9 protein-coding genes and 3 rRNA genes are annotated in these 17,450 nt (G+C 56.4%); 8 read left to right on the top strand and 4 right to left on the bottom strand.

All coding sequences use genetic code 11. From position 1 onward, the window contains the following. Window positions 1-23: 23 nt before the first annotated feature. Together rlmB and dcd are read right to left on the bottom strand one after the other, a co-directional pair. Window positions 24-1,019 carry a 23S rRNA (guanosine(2251)-2'-O)-methyltransferase RlmB gene (rlmB, locus tag GA0061077_RS05475; RefSeq protein WP_091847960.1) on the bottom strand — a complete coding sequence of 332 codons (996 nt, stop codon included), beginning with the start codon at window positions 1,017-1,019 and terminating at the stop codon, window positions 24-26. A gap of 62 nt (window positions 1,020-1,081) precedes the next feature. Further along, complete coding sequence (gene dcd / locus GA0061077_RS05470) at window positions 1,082-1,663, bottom strand: dCTP deaminase (protein ID WP_091847959.1); 582 nt, start codon at window positions 1,661-1,663, stop codon at window positions 1,082-1,084. A gap of 630 nt (window positions 1,664-2,293) precedes the next feature. Between dcd and GA0061077_RS05465 the strand changes: the two genes are divergently transcribed. Next, window positions 2,294-3,085: an alpha/beta hydrolase gene (locus tag GA0061077_RS05465; RefSeq protein WP_091848145.1), complete on the top strand. Its 792-nt coding sequence runs from the start codon at window positions 2,294-2,296 to the stop codon at window positions 3,083-3,085. Window positions 3,086-3,212: 127 nt separating this feature from the next. Here the strand turns inward: GA0061077_RS05465 and GA0061077_RS05460 are convergent, their stop codons facing one another. Then, the gene (locus GA0061077_RS05460) at window positions 3,213-5,291 is read right to left on the bottom strand and encodes a cation:proton antiporter (protein WP_091847958.1); all 2,079 of its coding nucleotides are present in this window, start codon (window positions 5,289-5,291) and stop codon (window positions 3,213-3,215) included. Between the two features lie 142 nt (window positions 5,292-5,433). Here GA0061077_RS05460 and GA0061077_RS05455 point away from each other — a divergent pair, with 142 nt between their 5' ends. From GA0061077_RS05455 to ilvA, 3 genes are all read left to right on the top strand, one after another. After that, window positions 5,434-5,898 (top strand): nucleoside deaminase, encoded by a 465-nt coding sequence (locus GA0061077_RS05455; protein ID WP_234696537.1) that lies wholly within the window; start codon window positions 5,434-5,436, stop codon window positions 5,896-5,898. Between the two features lie 212 nt (window positions 5,899-6,110). After that, window positions 6,111-8,693: a bifunctional alpha,alpha-trehalose-phosphate synthase (UDP-forming)/trehalose-phosphatase gene (locus GA0061077_RS05450; RefSeq protein ID WP_159426923.1), complete on the top strand. Its 2,583-nt coding sequence runs from the start codon at window positions 6,111-6,113 to the stop codon at window positions 8,691-8,693. Window positions 8,694-8,751: 58 nt separating this feature from the next. After that, the gene (gene ilvA, locus GA0061077_RS05445; protein WP_091847956.1) at window positions 8,752-10,017 is read left to right on the top strand and encodes a threonine ammonia-lyase; all 1,266 of its coding nucleotides are present in this window, start codon (window positions 8,752-8,754) and stop codon (window positions 10,015-10,017) included. A gap of 481 nt (window positions 10,018-10,498) precedes the next feature. Here ilvA and GA0061077_RS05440 read toward each other — a convergent pair whose 3' ends face one another. Continuing rightward, window positions 10,499-11,257, bottom strand: a complete 759-nt coding sequence (locus GA0061077_RS05440; protein WP_091847955.1) for an SIR2 family NAD-dependent protein deacylase — start codon at window positions 11,255-11,257, stop codon at window positions 10,499-10,501. Between the two features lie 632 nt (window positions 11,258-11,889). Between GA0061077_RS05440 and GA0061077_RS05435 the strand changes: the two genes are divergently transcribed. The 4 genes from GA0061077_RS05435 (at window position 11,890) to rrf (ending at window position 17,180) form a co-directional block, all read left to right on the top strand. Further along, window positions 11,890-13,412, top strand: a 16S ribosomal RNA gene (locus GA0061077_RS05435). A 23-nt stretch (window positions 13,413-13,435) separates the two neighbouring features. After that, window positions 13,436-13,600, top strand: coding sequence for a hypothetical protein (locus GA0061077_RS06895; protein WP_159426922.1), 165 nt, complete (start codon window positions 13,436-13,438; stop codon window positions 13,598-13,600). Between the two features lie 229 nt (window positions 13,601-13,829). Continuing rightward, a 23S ribosomal RNA gene (locus GA0061077_RS05425) occupies window positions 13,830-16,897 on the top strand. Between the two features lie 166 nt (window positions 16,898-17,063). Next, window positions 17,064-17,180, top strand: a 5S ribosomal RNA gene (rrf, locus tag GA0061077_RS05420). Together the 16S, 23S and 5S rRNA genes form the textbook arrangement of a ribosomal RNA operon. Window positions 17,181-17,450 lie beyond the last annotated feature (270 nt).

Below are 17,450 nucleotides of genomic sequence, written 5' to 3'. Positions count from 1 at the left end.
GCAACGTTGACGGCGCTATTCCACTATTTCGTCTCGGTCGCGGCTTTGCTGCGGGCACGCGAGACTGCATAAAGACTGATGCCGGCTGCAACGGACGCATTAAGCGATTCGATTTCGCTGGAAATCGGAATTCCCGCGATGGAATCGCAAGCATCTCGCACCAGGCGGCTCAGGCCCTTGCCTTCGGAACCGAGCACGACGACCAGCGGGTCGGATTCAAAGCCGCTTTCTCCGACAACTGCGTCGCCGCCGCCGTCGAGCCCGACCACGTAGTAGCCGCGCTCCTTGAGTGCTTCGATGGCTTTGGTTAGGTTTACGACGCGAGCCACAGGCAGGTGTGCTGCGGCGCCGGCGGACACCTTCCATGCTGCCGCGTTGACCGATGCCGAGCGTCTTTCCGGCAAAATGACGCCATTCGCGCCGAAGGCCGCCGCTGAACGAATCACTGCGCCAAGATTCTGCGGGTCGGTAACCCCGTCCAGTGCAATGAACAGTGGCCGTGCGTTGATGCGGGCGGTCAACGAATCGGCCTCCTGCATGGCACGCGACTTCTTGTCGGCTTTGTCTGCCAGTTCGGCCAGCGTGTGATACTGATACGGTTGCACCTTCAGAATGATGCCCTGATGATTGCGTGAATGGGCGATGCGATCCATTTCCAGCCGGTCGGCCTCAAGTAGGTTGAGTCCCTGCATACCGGCGAGCTTCACGATTTCTCGTGTGCGATCGTCGTGCTCGATGCGGTTGGCGATATACAGTTGCGAGCTGGGAACCCCTACACGCAGCGCCTCAAGCACGGCGTTGCGGCCGACAACCAGATCATCGGAATCGGAAGCGTACTTGGCGGCCCGGCGACGTGCAGCCAATCGTGGATCGGCAAAACGACGTGCCTCATTGCGCTGCTTGGCCTTGTATGCCTTGTGATAGACGCGGTCCTCGGCCTTGGGTGTCGGCCCGTGACCCTTCAATGCGTTGCGATGTTTTCCACCCGAACCCTTGGTCGGGCCTTTTTTATTAGCCATGCGTCCAATTGTCCCAGCACCCCGAGCCAAGCTTGATGGCGCGGGGTGCTGTCAGACCGTTCTCAGTCCTCGATTTCGGCCTTGTAGAAGTTGGCATATGAGCGTGACGGGGTCGGGCCGCGCTGGCCTTGATAATGCGATCCGATGCCATCCGATCCGTATGGGTGCGCAGCGGGCGAACTGAGTTGAAGGAAGCACAGCTGGCCGATTTTCATTCCGGGCCAAAGCTTCACAGGCAGCGTGCTCACATTCGACAGTTCCAAAGTGATGTGTCCCTCGAAACCGGGGTCGATGAAACCTGCGGTTGAGTGGGTGAGAATGCCCAGTCTGCCCAGCGAACTTTTGCCTTCCAGCCGAGCCGCGATGGTCTCATCGAGTTTGACGTATTCCCAAGTGGAGGCTAGCGCGAATTCGCCCGGATGCATGATCCACGGTTCATTGGGTCCGACTTCGAACTGCTCGGTCAGGTTGCCTTGGTTCTCGGCCGGGTCAACGTAGGTGTAGGCGTGGTTGTTGAACAGTCTAAAATACCGGTCGAGCCGAACATCGATGGAAGCGGGCTGAACCATTTCGGGTGACCAAGGATCCAGCGAGATGTGGCCGGCGGCCTGCGCCGCAAGGATATCGTGATCGGAAAGCAGCATGTTTCCTCCAAGTTCGGTGCACCTGCGGTCGGCTGAGGCGGCGGACGATGTCGCGGCCCGGCCGGGCTGGAGCCTTTCTGTTCGTTTTCGTTGTCTGCAAGTGTAGACGTTGCCGAGGATGCCGGCGGCGTCGGATCCTGCGGACGTTGGCGCCGAGGTCGATCTTTGCAATGGCGCAAGGTGCGCATGTGCGCAGTTCCCGGGTTGGAAGGTGCGTTTCCGATTTTGCCCTGTGTACGCTGCAATACCAGCTGAAATGGCAAATCTGACCAGTTTTAATTATTCAAAATTAGACAAAAAGTAGTAATTAATGTACGAAACATCACAAAATTACCAGATAACATTCAGGTAATCTAATTCTTTCATCAAGGATTGTGGAGTTACATAATACCTGTCAGCAAGAGTTGACCGGTTATCTTGAGGTTTGGATGCCGATAATTGAACCCTTTCTTCTTCTCTCTTCTCTTCCCCGGTGCGTTCAGCACCGGGGTTTCTCTTTTGTGTACCGACTTCTTATATAGTCTCTTCCGTACGGTGTTATGACCGCGGATATCCCGAGCGCCGCTCTGTGGTATCAAATCGTACGCGAACGCAATGTCGCTGTTGCCCTTGGTGTTTATGATGGTCAGTATGAGCAACGAAGCAGTAAACAGCGGCCGAACCGGTGAACGGCCCGAGGAAAACGGTCTTATCGGTCGCGAATCCGAAGTCGTGCCGGGCCGTTTCGGTGAGCCCCAAGAGATTTCCCGCGCAATTTATTCGCAAGGTGGTGGAAAGGCCTGTCCGACCCGCCCCATGTTCCTGTGTTTGCACGGCTGGGGTTCGAATGAGCAGGATTTGGCGCAGATGATGAGCTATGTGGCACCCGGCAACGATTATGTTTCGTTGCGTGCGCCGTTGGTTCTACAGGCCGAGGGGCCCGGTGAATTCGGCAGCGGTTCCGGTGCGTTCAGCTGGTACCACGACAGTCTGCCGACGGGAGAAGATCTTGACCGAGATATATTCGCTGCCGCCACTGCCGTTGACAATTGGGTGACTCGCCATATCGAGACGGGTCGAGAACTGGTGCCAATTGGCTTTTCACAGGGTGCGGCGTTGGCGATTCACTTGCTGCGTGTTGATCCCGAACGTTACCGGGCCGCCATAGCGCTTTCCGGATTCGTGGCTCCCGGCCAAGTACCGGGCACCGCTCCCGCCGACGAACGACTTTCCAGTATGGAAAGGCCGGTTTTTTATGGGTACGGCGATATGGACTCCGTGATACCGAAATATGAAATCCATGCTGCGGCTGCCTGGCTTGAAGAACACACTTGGCTGACGATGAAGCATTACCGGCAGCTTGACCACGCCGTGAGCCTGCCTGAATTCAGCGACTTGCGTCACTGGCTTTTGCTGAACAACATCTCTTCTGGGGTGATGTGAGCAACCGTTCCTGAGCGATAGCGCCGTCCTTGCCATGGCTCCGGTTGCGCAACGTGAACGCCTTGAAATATGACAGTTGCGCCTGCCCCGTGTTGCGAAACAAAGGGCAGGCGCAACTGAATGATTCTTAGAGCTCGGCCTCCGCATCAACCTGCATCACATACACGTTGCTTCGCAGCTGTTTGGCTTGGCTTCGGCTGATTTCGCCCGATTCGAGCATCTCCTGAATGATGCTCAGCTCGATGGAATAGCTCTCATGCTTGACTTCCGAGATTTGCGGTGCAATTTTTGCCGCAGTCTTGATGTCATTGCGACTCGCCAGTTCTGCGCGGGCACGTTGGTAATCCCGCAACAGCAGAGCGCAGTACTCATGCTTGTATGTATCGCCTTGCATCTCTTGGTACAAACGAGTAATCACACTATCGAGCGCGCTGATTTGCGTCGACCGCAGGTAATAGTAAATCTCGTTCTCGTTCAGCGCCGAATCGGAATTCCTGAACTTGCTGTGCGCTCGTCTAACAGCCATAATCAGCTGATGTCGCAATCCGTGAACGCGACCGCGAATCTGTGAAACTGCGCGATAGTGGGTCTTCTTATTCGAAGCGTGGCGAAGGGCGTTCATGATCTGATCCAGCATCCGCTCGCAGGCTTCGATTTGCAGTTCCCTGTGGTGTTTGTCCATCTGCGTGTCGGCGCGAGCTTCATCAAGCCGCTTGTGCACATATTCCTTTTCCCAGTGCAGCGCATCGATTCGCAACGTCTCGAATTCCTGGGAGTCGAACATACTGATTCGCTGGCGAAGGCGGGCGATTCGGTTGTTGTATGAGTCGATGACGGGCAAAATCGCGTGGCGATTATCGTCGTTGACGCGATTCGTGAGTTCCTGCACCGTACGGGTGAGCTCTTCGATGGTGATTTCCGTTAGCTTGCCAAATTCCTTGTCAGTGTCTTCTGCGGGCGCAATCAACGGTAGCATGAAATTCGCAAGCAGTAGCGTCAGCACGATGACACCAGCGGCGATGAAGATGAGTTCGTCGCGCATGGGGAAGGCAGCACCCGACGCGACGGTATAAGGAATGGTGAACATCAACGAAAGGGTGATGGTTCCTTTGGGGCCGCCGAAGGTCATTACCATGGCATCGCGCAGAGAGCGCGGCTTAAGTAGCGCGCGCTTGCCGCTTTCCGGATCGCGCGTCGGTGCCGCAATGAGCCAGACCCACAGGAAACGAATGGCGATAACCACAAGCGTGACCAGCAGGATGATGCCCACCAGCTCAACGTTGCGGACATTATGGTTGAGCCAGCTCGCTCGCATGGCGTCCGGCAATTGCAGTCCTAGCAGGATAAACACGGTACCGTTCAAGGCAAAGGAAAGAACAGTCCAGACGCTGTTTGAAACGATATTTGTGCGGGCGACGTTGGGGCCGCCGATGCCGTTGAGGTCGAAATGGACCGTCAGGCCGAAAGCCACCACTGCAAGGATGCCTGAAATGTGGAAGCCCTCTGCGCCAAGGAAGACAAGGAACGGCAGGAACAATTCCATGAGGATGCGTGTAGTCATCGTTTCCCAGCCCAGTCGCCGGACGAGAGTAAAGACGCCATTGGCGATTACGCCAGCCACAATGCCGAGGGCCACACCACCAAAGAAGGAAATAACGAAATCTTTTGTGGCGTTCGCCATGGAGAATGATCCGGTTACGGCCGCCAAAATCGAGAACTGGAAGCCGATAACGCCGGAAGCGTCGTTGAAGAGCGATTCGCCGGTCAATATTCCGGACTGTTGCTTTGTGAATGAGGCTTCGCTCGAAAGCGAGGAAACCGCGACCGCGTCGGTGGGTCCAAGCGCTGCACCAAGTGCAAAAGCCGCCGCCAGCGGAATCACGGGCCACACCGCATGCAGCATAAGCCCCACGACGGCCATGGTGCCGAAAGCCAAGCCGATGGCCATAGGCAACGAGAATTTCAGGGTCTTGAACAGCATCCGCTTGTCGATTTCATGGGCCTCAAGGTAGAGCAGCGGCGCGATGAACAGCACCATGAATAGTTCAGGGTCAAGTTTGATGTGAGGAAAAGTCGGTAGGAAGGCAAGGACGACACCCAGCGCAATCTGAACGAGAGGGGTGGATATCTTTGGAATGAATCGGCTGATGAACGATGAGAGCACGACGGCTCCGAGGATGCAGAGGATCAGCTCAAATATTGGCACGGATTATCGATTCCTTTCAATGGCGCTCGCAATCTGATTTCGTTGAAGCTTCCAGCATTCGGACACTACAATTCCACTATATCGGACATTTGTCTCGGCTTTACGCCCCGAGCTTCGCAAACCTTCCTTTAAACTGGGATGCATGGAAAAAACGACCATGCGAAGCGTGATGGGGGAGGCCTTGCGCTTGGCGCAAGAAGCGGCCGACGCGGGCGAGGTCCCCGTAGGTGCGGTGATGCTTGATGGGCAGGGTGCCGTCATTGGTCGGGGTCGCAATCGGCGTCAGTGCGATGGCGACCCGTTGGCGCATGCCGAAATCGTGGCGATGCAAGAAGCTGCGAAACGTAATGGTAAGAATGCTTGGAATTTCGCGGATTGCACCCTTGTGGTCACGCTCGAGCCGTGTCCGATGTGCGCCGGAGCGGCGCTGCAAACGCACGTTGGCCGTATTATTTTCGGTGCCTGGGACGCGAAACTTGGTGCCTGCGGTTCGGTTTGGGACATCCCGCGCGACCCTCATATCGGCGCCTGCCCGGAAACCGTTGGAAGCGTGCGTGAGCCTGAATGTGCGCAATTGCTTGCAGCTTTCTTCGCCCAAAGGCGGTAGCGGAACCAACGGAACGTCGCTTCTGTGCGCCGTTAGCAAAGTGCGGTTTTGAATAAATATCCGCAACGATATTCGAGGGCATTCGGATATAACAATTCGCTGCCCCTTCGGTTCGGTGTATTTTCGCTTATACTGGTCCATATGCGTACGTGCGGCCGTTGATGTCCGACTGGCCGCGCATATGTCCATCAAAGATGAGTGAAGGAGCGGTTATGGCTCGGTTGATTATTGTTTCCAACAGGCTTCCTATGTCTTTGCACAGCAGACCGGACGGTACGTACGTATTGACTCAGAATATCGGCGGACTCTCCACTGCCATCGGGCCATATCATAAGTCCCACAAGGATTGCCTCTGGGTCGGTTGGAGCGGTATCGACCCGACAACTCGCACCGAAGATGAAATCAACGCCATCAGTGACGAGTTCACACGCCATCGCTGCATCCCCATCTTCCTCGATAGCAAACAAATCAACGGTTACTATGCCGGATATTCCAACGATACCCTCTGGCCGCTGTTCCATGATTTCGCGCATGAGGCCAAGTTCGATTCCTTGACTTGGAAGGCTTATGAAGAGGTCAATGAGAAATTCGCTGACACCATCGCCGCGTTGGCCAATCCTGACGACACCGTGTGGGTTCAGGACTACCATCTCATGCTTCTGCCCGCGCTGCTGCGCGCCCGGCAGCCGAAGCTCAAAATTGGCTGGTTCCTTCACATCCCGTTCCCGAGTCCCGAAATATTCCACCAGTTACCCAACGGCAAGGAGCTTCTGGAGGGCTTGATGGGGGCAGACTTGCTCGGCTTCCACACCGAGGATTTCTGCGCCAATTTCCTGGCGTCGGTCAAGTCGATGCTCAACCTCGGCATCGATAAAGGCGGTCGTATATCGGTTCAGGAAGATGGAAGGCAGCGTTTCGTGACGGTTGACGCATTCCCTATCGGCATGGACTACGGCCTGTATCGCCGCAACGCGCGTTCCAGCCTTGCACAGGCCATGCGACACGGAATCGAGGCGTTCAGCGGTAAACGCACACGTCGTGTGAGCACCTCACTTTCTGCGGAATCCCGCGCAGCAGCCGAAGCGGAAGAGAGTTGGAGCGCTTACACTGAAGACGACTTGTCCGAGGTCAAGCTGGCCCAGTCTGCAGCGGCCAAACGCGGCACCAGAGACAACAAGGTCATCGTTTCCGTCGATCGACTTGATTACACAAAGGGTCTTCCGGAGCGTCTGCGCGCTTTTGCCCTCATGCTGAGCCGTTATCCCGAATGGGTTGGACACGTCACCTATTATCTCCTGGCCACGCCTTCACGTGAGGGTGTTGAAAGCTATCGCCAGCTTAAGGAACATGTCGATCAATTGGTAGGCGAAATCAACGGTAAGTATTCGCTGCTTTCATGGACTCCCATTCATTACATCACTCGTTCGCTGCCTATCAAGCCCGTCTGCGGCATCTACTCCGCAGGTGACGTGGCCTTGGTGACCCCGCTTCGCGACGGTATGAATCTAGTGGCTAAGGAATACCTGGCTTCGCGTGATGGGCGCGACGGCGCACTCGTTCTTTCCGACCAATGCGGTGCTGCCAGCGAACTGACGGACGCATACATCGTCAATCCATACGACACCGAAGCGGTATGTGAGGCGCTGCATTCGGCTTTGGAGATCAGCTCGGCCGAAGCCAAGCGTCGCAACGCAGTTATGCAGGCCCGTCTCAAATACCGCACCGCAAGTCTGTGGAGCACGGAGTTTCTCAGTGCGCTGCGTCAGGTCAGTGATCCACGCTGGGCTGATCGCCGCCTGCGAAGCATCCAGCGCGATCGCTTGGTTCATGAATGGGGTCAATCCGGCCGCAAACTGTTGTTGTGCGATTACGATGGCACACTCACTCAGCTGACGCGTACTCCGGGGCGGGCCAAGCCGACGCGCCGCCTACTTGCCTTGCTGCGTGAGGTTGGATCCATTCCCGATGTCGACCTGTATCTTGTCTCCGGACGCACACAGGAAACCATGGAAGAGTGGTTCGGGGATTTGCCCGTTGGCCTCATTGCTGAACACGGCGCTTGGCGCAGTGAACCTGTCATTTCGGACAAGGCCGCCTCCAAACGCATCTGGATACGCGCGGACGGAATGCCCGACCCTGAGGAGTGGCGTCCGATCATCGAAATCATCATGGACAAGGCCGTCGCACGCGTCCCGAAGTCTTTCATCGAGCATAAATCCACGGATTTGGCATGGCATTATCGTTTGAGCGACCAAAAACTGGCAAAGGAACAACGCGAACGTCTCGTAGCTGAACTTGAAAAGATTTGCCCTCAATACGATCTATTGGTGATGCGCAACTCCAAGGTCATCGAGGTATGCCCCACAAATGTAAGCAAGGGCCAGGCTGTCGAACCTTTGCTGCGCTGCGGTCGTTATGATTTCGTGCTGGCTCTTGGCGATGACACCACCGATGAAACAATGTTCGAGGCTGTTGTCAACGCAGCGGGCGCTCACATCGAGCCTCACAGTGAGATCGATGTGGAGTCGGCATTGTCTTCGGCGGATGCAGAAAGCGACATCGAGTCAAATGACTCAACGTTGACCGGTTGGACCATCAAAGTCGGCGCAGGGGACACTCAAGCTCACTCCCGCATCGCCAGCCCAGCTGATACGGAACGCCTTCTCGGCTATTTGGTATCCGAATCCCAAGCTGTCGCCGCGGGCTCCCTCCCTGAGCTTGAAGGTCGGCCCAAGGATGAAATCGAAGCGAAAAATAATGCAAAGCCGAAGGGTGTGCCTAAAGCAAAGAAATAGTATCTGTATTTTGGAACAGCAGCCAAGCTGAAGTGCTGTGCGGCCATACAATTCTGGTATGAAACAGGATGACGTCGTCAAAGCGCTTCAACGCGATCATGCAGCCGAACTAAAACTTGCTGCCAGCAGACTCGACGGTACTGCACGACACACCCGTATCATGCCTTCGCCGACCCTTTCCGAAGCCACCGGCTACAAGATTCTCCTGAAGCCGGAAAATCTTCAGGTCACTGGGTCGTTCAAGATTCGCGGCGCGTACAACAAGATTGCATCCCTCAGTGATGAAGAGCTGGCCCGCGGCATCATCACGGCCTCAGCAGGCAATCATGCGCAGGGTGTTGCCTATGCCTCCCGAGAGCGCGGGGCCAAGGCAACCATCGTGATGCCAGAGAGTACCCCGCCACTTAAAGTGGATGCCACGAAATCCTACGGCGCGAACGTGGTTTTGCACGGAAGCTTGTTCGACGAAGCCGCAGCTTACGCTTCCGAACTTTCCCAGCGCGACGGGATGATTTACGTTCCTCCGTTTGACGATTACGAGGTGCTTTGCGGCCAAGGCACCATTGGACTCGAAATTCTTGAAGACGTTCCCGACGTCACCGATGTCGTGGTTCCGCTCGGTGGAGGTGGGCTGGGCGCAGGTGTGGCGCTCGCCATCAAAACCTTCAAGCCTGAGGTCAAGGTCATTGGCGCGGTTCCGGAAGGTTCCCCCGCATTTAAGGATTCGTTCGCGGCAGGATCACTGGTTCCGGCTGATAAAGTGGTCACCTCGGCCGAAGGCGTGGCGGTCGCCCACCCCGGAGATCTCACTTTTGCAATCCTGAACGAATACCTTGATGATTTTGTCACTGTCTCAGAGCGTGACATCAACGAGATGATTCTGCTGATGCTCGAAAAGCATAAATTGGTCGTCGAGGCAGCCGGTGCTGTTTCTTTGGCCGCGCTTGAGCATCTGACCCTGCGCTCGCGAGTGTCTGCGGAGGCCAAGGGCAAGCATGTCATTGCCCCTATCATTTCCGGCGGCAATATCGACACGGTCACCATCAGCGCGGTTATTCAAAAGGGCATGATTGCCCGCGGCCGCATCATGAACTTTGAAGTCGAACTTCCCGATACCCCCGGTCAGCTGGTAAAAGTTGCGCAAGTACTCGCAGCCGCTCGTGCAAATGTCATCCAGCTCGATCACGACCAATTCAAGGCATCGAGTCACTACACCGATTTGGTCTCGCTGGAAGTCACTGTGGAAACCAACGGCCCCGACCACATCGACCAGGTTCTAACCGCCCTAAAAGAAGCCGGTTTCAACCCTAAACGTATCTACTAAAAGCACCTCGCACCACAGCCCCCTTGTCGCAAAATACGACACCCGCGACAAGGGGGTTGTCGCAACCTTCGTTCTCGCGCGCCCCGTTCTCTACACGCCATAAAACGGGTCAGTCGTCGCCACGCTTCCGGCCATCTCCCCACATACTCTCGCCCCTACATCCCATAAAAACTCCGCAGCATTCCTATTACGTTGTTTGCTGGCTTCTCCATTTCATCGATTGCAGCGTTTCTGTTGTGTTGATTGCTGCCTTTTATTGTGCGTGCTGTCACGTTCTGTTGTGTAAACCGGGGTGTTCTTTGTTTTATGCGGACTGTTCCCATTTTGTTTTGCTGATGTTGTGTGAGCTGTAGTATTTCCCGTTGTATGAACCGCGGCGTTCCTATTGCTGAACCGGTGCAGCCCCGTTGTTCGAAGCTGTGTTACCTGCTGTATGACGCCGTTTCTTTATCGACAGGCAGATTTCCCTCCGTCGATGCCCCTATTCTCCGGCGTCGGTAATCGTCTGCTCGACCAGCTGTGGCAAGGCTTCGGCAATATCGGCATGTACAAGCCGAGTAGCAAGGCCGTCATATTGCGTCCGCCCCATATTCATAATCGTCATCGGCACCCCACTCTGCACCGCAGTCGGGGCAAGCGATGCAGCAGGAAAAACCTCAAGTGTCGACCCAATCACCCAGAACTCGTCAGCCGCGGCCACATGTTTCATTGATTTTTCCATCGCTCCGTCGGGCAGCATCTCCCCAAAGTAGACAACGTCCGTTTTAATCAGCCCATTACAGGTCATATTGCCGTTATACGGCAGCCTACGATGACAACGCGGGTCCGGTTCGTCGTCGAGTCTCCCCATAATGTCGGCCGTCTTGTATTGTGCACGGCATTTCATGCAGTGCGAAGTACCTATCGTGCCATGCAGGTTGACAATAACATCGTTAGAATTTCCGGCCTTTTCATGCAGTGCATCAAAATTCTGCGTGGCCAAAAGCGTCAGCATTCCCGCCTTCTCCAGCCTGACCAGGGCTTTATGCGCATTCCCAGGCTGTGCATTCCACACTGGCGACGCCTTCTGCCAAGCCCATGAATGCTCACGTGCCTTCGTATCGCCAACAAATGCCCCAATGTCATAGACGCTCATCTGATCAGGATGTTTGGTCCACACCCCATCTGGTCCCCGAAAATCGGGAATCCCCACCGACGTAGATATCCCCGCTCCGGTCAACACCGCAATCTTCTTAGTCATACCCCGATTGTAATCATCCTCAAGAGTGCAACCCAGTCTCTATCTCGATTCCTATCTGGATTCCAACTTTAATCTCAATACCAGCTTCAATACCAGCTTCTCTCTCCCCCCCCCGCATCCTTACTCCCGATAGTGTTTCAGGATTGCCACAACCCCATGCTGTCTAAATACAATAGGTCATAAATATGTCAAAATTTGATAATTAAACTTGCTTCTTGTAATGTTCTGCCTAGAATAACAAGTACTGTCGCGATTATTTCAATAGTGACACGCCGAAAGAACCGTTTAATTGCAACGGTTCTATGGTCTTTTATGCCCTATTGATTTGCATACTATTGGAGATTCGCGTATATTTATCTCTTGCTACTCAACACGACAGCCCCTCACAAAAGGTTGAGGTTGTTTGTTGGTGTGGTGGTGGTTTGAGAACTCAAGAGTGTGTCTGTACTACTTTTTTGTAAAGTTTAATTGTTTTTTGATTGCCAGTTCGGTGTCGGCCCTGTTTGGGGTGCCCTAGGGGGCTTGAATGATGCCGAGGTTTTTGTGTGGACCGTTCCCCCTTATGGAACGGTTCCGTCGATTTTCTTATTTAGGAATATTTTGAGAGTCGTTGAACGGCTTTTCTGCATTTTTTTGTGGAGGGTTCGATTCTGGCTCAGGATGAACGCTGGCGGCGTGCTTAACACATGCAAGTCGAACGGGATCCATGGTGCTTGCACCGTGGTGAGAGTGGCGAACGGGAGAGTAATGCGTGACCAACCTGCCCCATGTTCCGGAATAGCTCCTGGAAACGGGTGGTAATGCCGGATGTTCCGCGTGATCGCATGTGATCGCGGGAAAGGGTTACCGACATGGGATGGGGTCGCGTCCTATCAGCTAGTTGGCGGGGTAGTGGCCCACCAAGGCTTTGACGGGTAGCCGGCCTGAGAGGGCGACCGGCCTCATTGGGACTGAGATACGGCCCAGACTCCTACGGGAGGCAGCAGTGGGGAATATTGCACAATGGGGGGAACCCTGATGCAGCGACGCCGCGTGCGGGATGAAGGCCTTCGGGTTGTAAACCGCTTTTGTTGGGGAGCAAGCGAGAGTGAGTGTACCCTTCGAATAAGCGCCGGCTAACTACGTGCCAGCAGCCGCGGTAATACGTAGGGCGCAAGCGTTATCCGGATTTATTGGGCGTAAAGAGCTCGTAGGCGGTTCGTCGCGTCTGGTGTGAAAGCCCATCGCTTAACGATGGGTCTGCGCCGGATACGGGCGGGCTTGAGTGCAGTAGGGGAGACTGGAATTCCCGGTGTAACGGTGGAATGTGTAGATATCGGGAAGAACACCAATGGCGAAGGCAGGTCTCTGGGCTGTTACTGACGCTGAGGAGCGAAAGCGTGGGGAGCGAACAGGATTAGATACCCTGGTAGTCCACGCCGTAAACGGTGGATGCTGGATGTGGGGCCCATTCCACGGGTTCCGCGTCGGAGCTAACGCGTTAAGCATCCCGCCTGGGGAGTACGGCCGCAAGGCTAAAACTCAAAGAAATTGACGGGGGCCCGCACAAGCGGCGGAGCATGCGGATTAATTCGATGCAACGCGAAGAACCTTACCTGGGCTTGACATGTTCCTGACCGCCCCAGAGATGGGGTTTCCCTTCGGGGCAGGTTCACAGGTGGTGCATGGTCGTCGTCAGCTCGTGTCGTGAGATGTTGGGTTAAGTCCCGCAACGAGCGCAACCCTCGCCTTGTGTTGCCAGCACGTTATGGTGGGAACTCACAAGGGACCGCCGGGGTCAACTCGGAGGAAGGTGGGGATGACGTCAGATCATCATGCCCCTTACGTCCAGGGCTTCACGCATGCTACAATGGCCGGTACAACGGGATGCGACATGGCGACATGGAGCGGATCCCTTAAAACCGGTCTCAGTTCGGATTGGAGTCTGCAACCCGACTCCATGAAGGCGGAGTCGCTAGTAATCGCGGATCAGCAACGCCGCGGTGAATGCGTTCCCGGGCCTTGTACACACCGCCCGTCAAGTCATGAAAGTGGGCAGCACCCGAAGCCGGTGTCCGAACCCTTGTGGACGGAGCCGTCTAAGGTGAGGCTCGTGATTGGGACTAAGTCGTAACAAGGTAGCCGTACCGGAAGGTGCGGCTGGATCACCTCCTTTCTACGGAGAATTCAGGACGCTGTTTGGCGTCCGGTGTCGGGCCTGCCGGGGATGTTCCCTGGTTCGGTCCTGCTGGTGTGGAAAAGATCGATGACGATTGCTTTGCTTTTCAGGGTGGTGCAGGCATGCTTTTGGGCTCCCGGATCGCCACCCCCGCGTTTGCGGGTGCGATTCGTGCCTTCCGTTGATTTCCTGTTGTTGCGGGTCTGATGCGGTCGTGCGTGGTGGCTTGAGAACTGGATAGTGGACGCGAGCAAGATTTTGTCTTGCTTTGTTAGATGCAATTTTTTAAGACCGGTCTCCGATTCTTTCGGATTGGGGATTTGGTCGATCGTTTTGTGATCATTTTTAGTGTGATGATGTGTTGTCCAGAGTTTTTTCGCAAGGGTCCTTGCGGCATGCATTCCTGTATGGGTGTGTGTTGCTGGTAAGGGCGTATGGTGGATGCCTTGGCAGACAGTACCGATGAAGGACGTGTGGGGCCGCGATAGGCCTCGGGGAGCCGCCGACAGGGCTTTGATCCGAGGATTTCCGAATGGGGGGACCCGCCGGTCGTATGGGCCGGCACCGCATTCGTGCGGGGGGTACGCAGGGAAGTGAAACATCTCAGTACCTGCAGGAAAGGATATTCCGTGAGTAGTGGCGAGCGAAAGCGGATCAGGCCAAACCGGCCGCGTGTGATAGCCTCCAGGCGTTGCGCGGCGGGTGTTGTGGGGTCTGGTGCCCGGATGCTGGAGCGTCCGGCGGAAGTCATAAAGCGGCGTGCTAGGCGAACGGGATTGAATTCCCGGCCGTAGAGGGTGATGGCCCCGTAGCCGGTCGCGCGCTGCCTTCCGATCCAGGTTCCCAAGTAGCACGGGACTCGAGGAATCCCGTGTGAATCAGCCCCGACCGTGGGGTAAGCCTAGATATACCTGTCTGACCGATAGTGAACGAGTACCGTGAGGGAAAGGTGAAAAGCACCCCGGGAGGGGAGTGAAATAGTTTCTGAAACCGTGCGCCTACAAACCGTCGGAGCCTCCTTGAGGGGTGACGGCGTGCCTATCGAAAAATGAGTCTGCGAGTCAGTGGCAAGTGGCGAGGCTAACCCGTCGTGGGGGAGCCGTAGCGAAGGCGAGTCTTAAAAGGCGTTTGAGTCGCTTGTCCTGGACCCGAAGCGGGATGATCTAGCCCTGAGCAGGTTGAAGCGCGGGTAAGACCGCGTGGAGGACCGGACCCACCTAGGTTGAAAACTGGGGGGATGACTTGGGGTTAGGGGTGAAAGGCCAATCAAATTCCGTGATAGCTGGTTCTCTCCGAAATGCATTTAGGTGCAGCGTCGTGTGGTTCACCCGGGGGGTAGAGCTACTGGATGCCTGAGGGCGCGTATCGCGTACCGAGGGCAACCAAACTCCGAATACCCGTGGTGTTTAGCGCGGCAGTGAGTCGGCGGGGGATAAGCTCCGTCGTCGAAAGGGAAACAGCCCAGATCGTCGTCTAAGGTCCCGAAGCGCGTGCTAAGTGGGAAAGGATGTGGAGTCGCATAGACAGCCAGGAGGTTGGCTCAGAAGCAGCCACCCTTGAAAGAGTGCGTAACAGCTCACTGGTCTAGTGGTTCCGCGCCGACAATGTAGCGGGGCTCAAGCACGCCACCGAAGACGCGGCAGCGACTTTGTCGCTGGGTAGGAGAGCGTCCCGTATGGGGTGAAGCGGCCGTGTAAACGAGCCGTGGACCGTGCGGGAGTGAGAATGCAGACATGAGTAGCGAAAGACGGGTGAGGATCCCGTCCGCTGGATGACCAAGGGTTCCGGGGCCACGTTCATCGTCCCCGGGTGAGTCGGGTCCTAAGGCGAGGCCGACAGGCGTAGTCGAATGGATGAACGGGTTGATATTCCCGTACCGGCGCAGGACCGACAGGACCGAAAGTGGGGTACTAACCTCCCTTCCCGTCGATGGTTCCCTTCGGGGTTCCTGAGGCGGGGTGGTTGGGACAGACCTTCCGGTAGGTCAGCGCAGGAGTGACGCAGAGTGGTAGCCGGCTGCGGAGGTGGTTTTCCGTGGTTAAGCGCGCAGCACGTACCGTAGGCAAATCCGCGGTGCAACAGTGCGAGGCGTGATGATGGGGTCCGTATGGGCCGATATCCGGTGATCCATGCTGCCGAGAAAAGCTTCGGCGTGAGGGCCTGCGGCGCCCGTACCGCAAACCGACACAGGTGGTCAGGTAGAGAATACCAAAGCGATCGAGCGAATCCTGGTCAAGGAACTCGGCAAATTACTCCCGTGCCTTCGGTATAAGGGAGACCCCTTGGGGTGAAGGGCCTCGCGCCCGGAGCCTTGGGGGGTGGCACAGACCAGGGGGTAGCGACTGTTTACCAAAAACACAGGTGCATGCGAAGGCGCAAGCCGCTGTATATGCACTGACGCCTGCCCGGTGCCGGAAGGTTAAGAGGATCCGTCATCCCTCCTTGTGAGGGGGCAGCGGTGAATTCAAGCCCCGGTAAACGGCGGTGGTAACTATAACCATCCTAAGGTAGCGAAATTCCTTGTCGGGTAAGTTCCGACCTGCACGAATGGCGTAACGACTTCCCCACTGTCTCGACCAGGAGCTCGGCGAAATTGCAGTACGAGTAAAGATGCTCGTTAAGCGCAGAAGGACGAAAAGACCCCGGGACCTTTACTATACCTTGGTATTGTCATTAGGTGAGGATTGTGTAGCATAGGCGGGAGGCTTCGAAGCGGCGGCGCCAGCTGTCGTGGAGCCGAAAGGTGAAATACCGCTCTGTTCTCATTTGATGTCTAACCTCGACACGTCATCCGTGTCAGGGACAGTGCCTGGCGGGTAGTTTAACTGGGGCGGTTGCCTCCCAAAGGATAACGGAGGCGCTCAAAGGTCCGCTCAGCCCGGTTGGCAATCGGGTGTTGAGTGCAATCGCACAAGCGGGCTTGACTGTGAGACTGACGGGTCGAGCAGGGACGAAAGTCGGAGATAGTGATCCGGTGCCGGCGTACGGACGCGGCATCGCTCAACGGATAAAAGGTACCCCGGGGATAACAGGCTGATCATTCCCAAGAGTCCATATCGACGGGATGGTTTGGCACCTCGATGTCGGCTCGTCGCATCCTGGGGCTGTAGCAGGTCCCAAGGGTTCGGCTGTTCGCCGATTAAAGCGGCACGCGAGCTGGGTTCAGAACGTCGTGAGACAGTTTGGTCTCTATCCTCTGCGCTCGTTGGAATATTGAGGAGACCTGCCCATAGTACGAGAGGACCTGGGTGGACGAACCTCTGGTATGCCGGTTGTCGCGCCAGCGGCACGGCCGGTTGGCTACGTTCGGAAGGGATAACCGCTGAAAGCATCTAAGCGGGAAGCCTGCTCCGAGATTAATATTCCTTGGGACCTCGAGTCCCTGTAGGCCCCAGGTCAGAACACCTGGTTGATAGGCCGGACGTGGAAGCCCCGCGAGGGGTGGAGCAGACCGGTACTAACGGCCGAAAGGCAATCACACTACCCGACGTACGTCGGGTGCGTGGGGCATCCTCTGCGAATTACATCAGGCAGCACGGAGCGCTTGGTGACCACGACTCGATACACATTGCTTCTTTCACGCGTCCGCTTTCCGGTTCCCGAGCCGCCACTTCCCGCAACCCGGTGGGTTGCGTACAATATAAGATTTGCGGCGGTCACAGCCCAGGGGAGACGCCCGGTCCCATTCCGAACCCGGAAGCTAAGGCCTGGCACGGCGATGGTACTGCACCCGATAGGGTGTGGGAGAGTAGCTCGCCGCCGCATCACACTTCACGGGGAGGCCCTTTCGGGCCTCCCTTTTTTCATGCCCGCGGGAGGGGCCGCGGGGACCCGGTGACGGGGCCACGCCCCCGCCGGACTTTGACGGGTCGGCGGCCGAGCCCTCCCCCGGGCGGTGACTGACCGCACCGCCCGGTGCGCCGGACGGCCGGACGGCGATGCCGTTGCCGGGGACCCGACACCGCGCACGGACGCGGGAGAAAGCCCCTCGCGTCTCATCGTTCCTGTTGGCGGGGACGGCCGAGGTGAGTCCCG

This window comes from Bifidobacterium commune (genome assembly GCF_900094885.1).
GTDB lineage: Bacteria > Actinomycetota > Actinomycetes > Actinomycetales > Bifidobacteriaceae > Bifidobacterium > Bifidobacterium commune.
The sequence above is the reverse complement of the archived record's forward strand: the minus strand, read 5'-3'. Positions and strand labels throughout refer to the sequence as shown.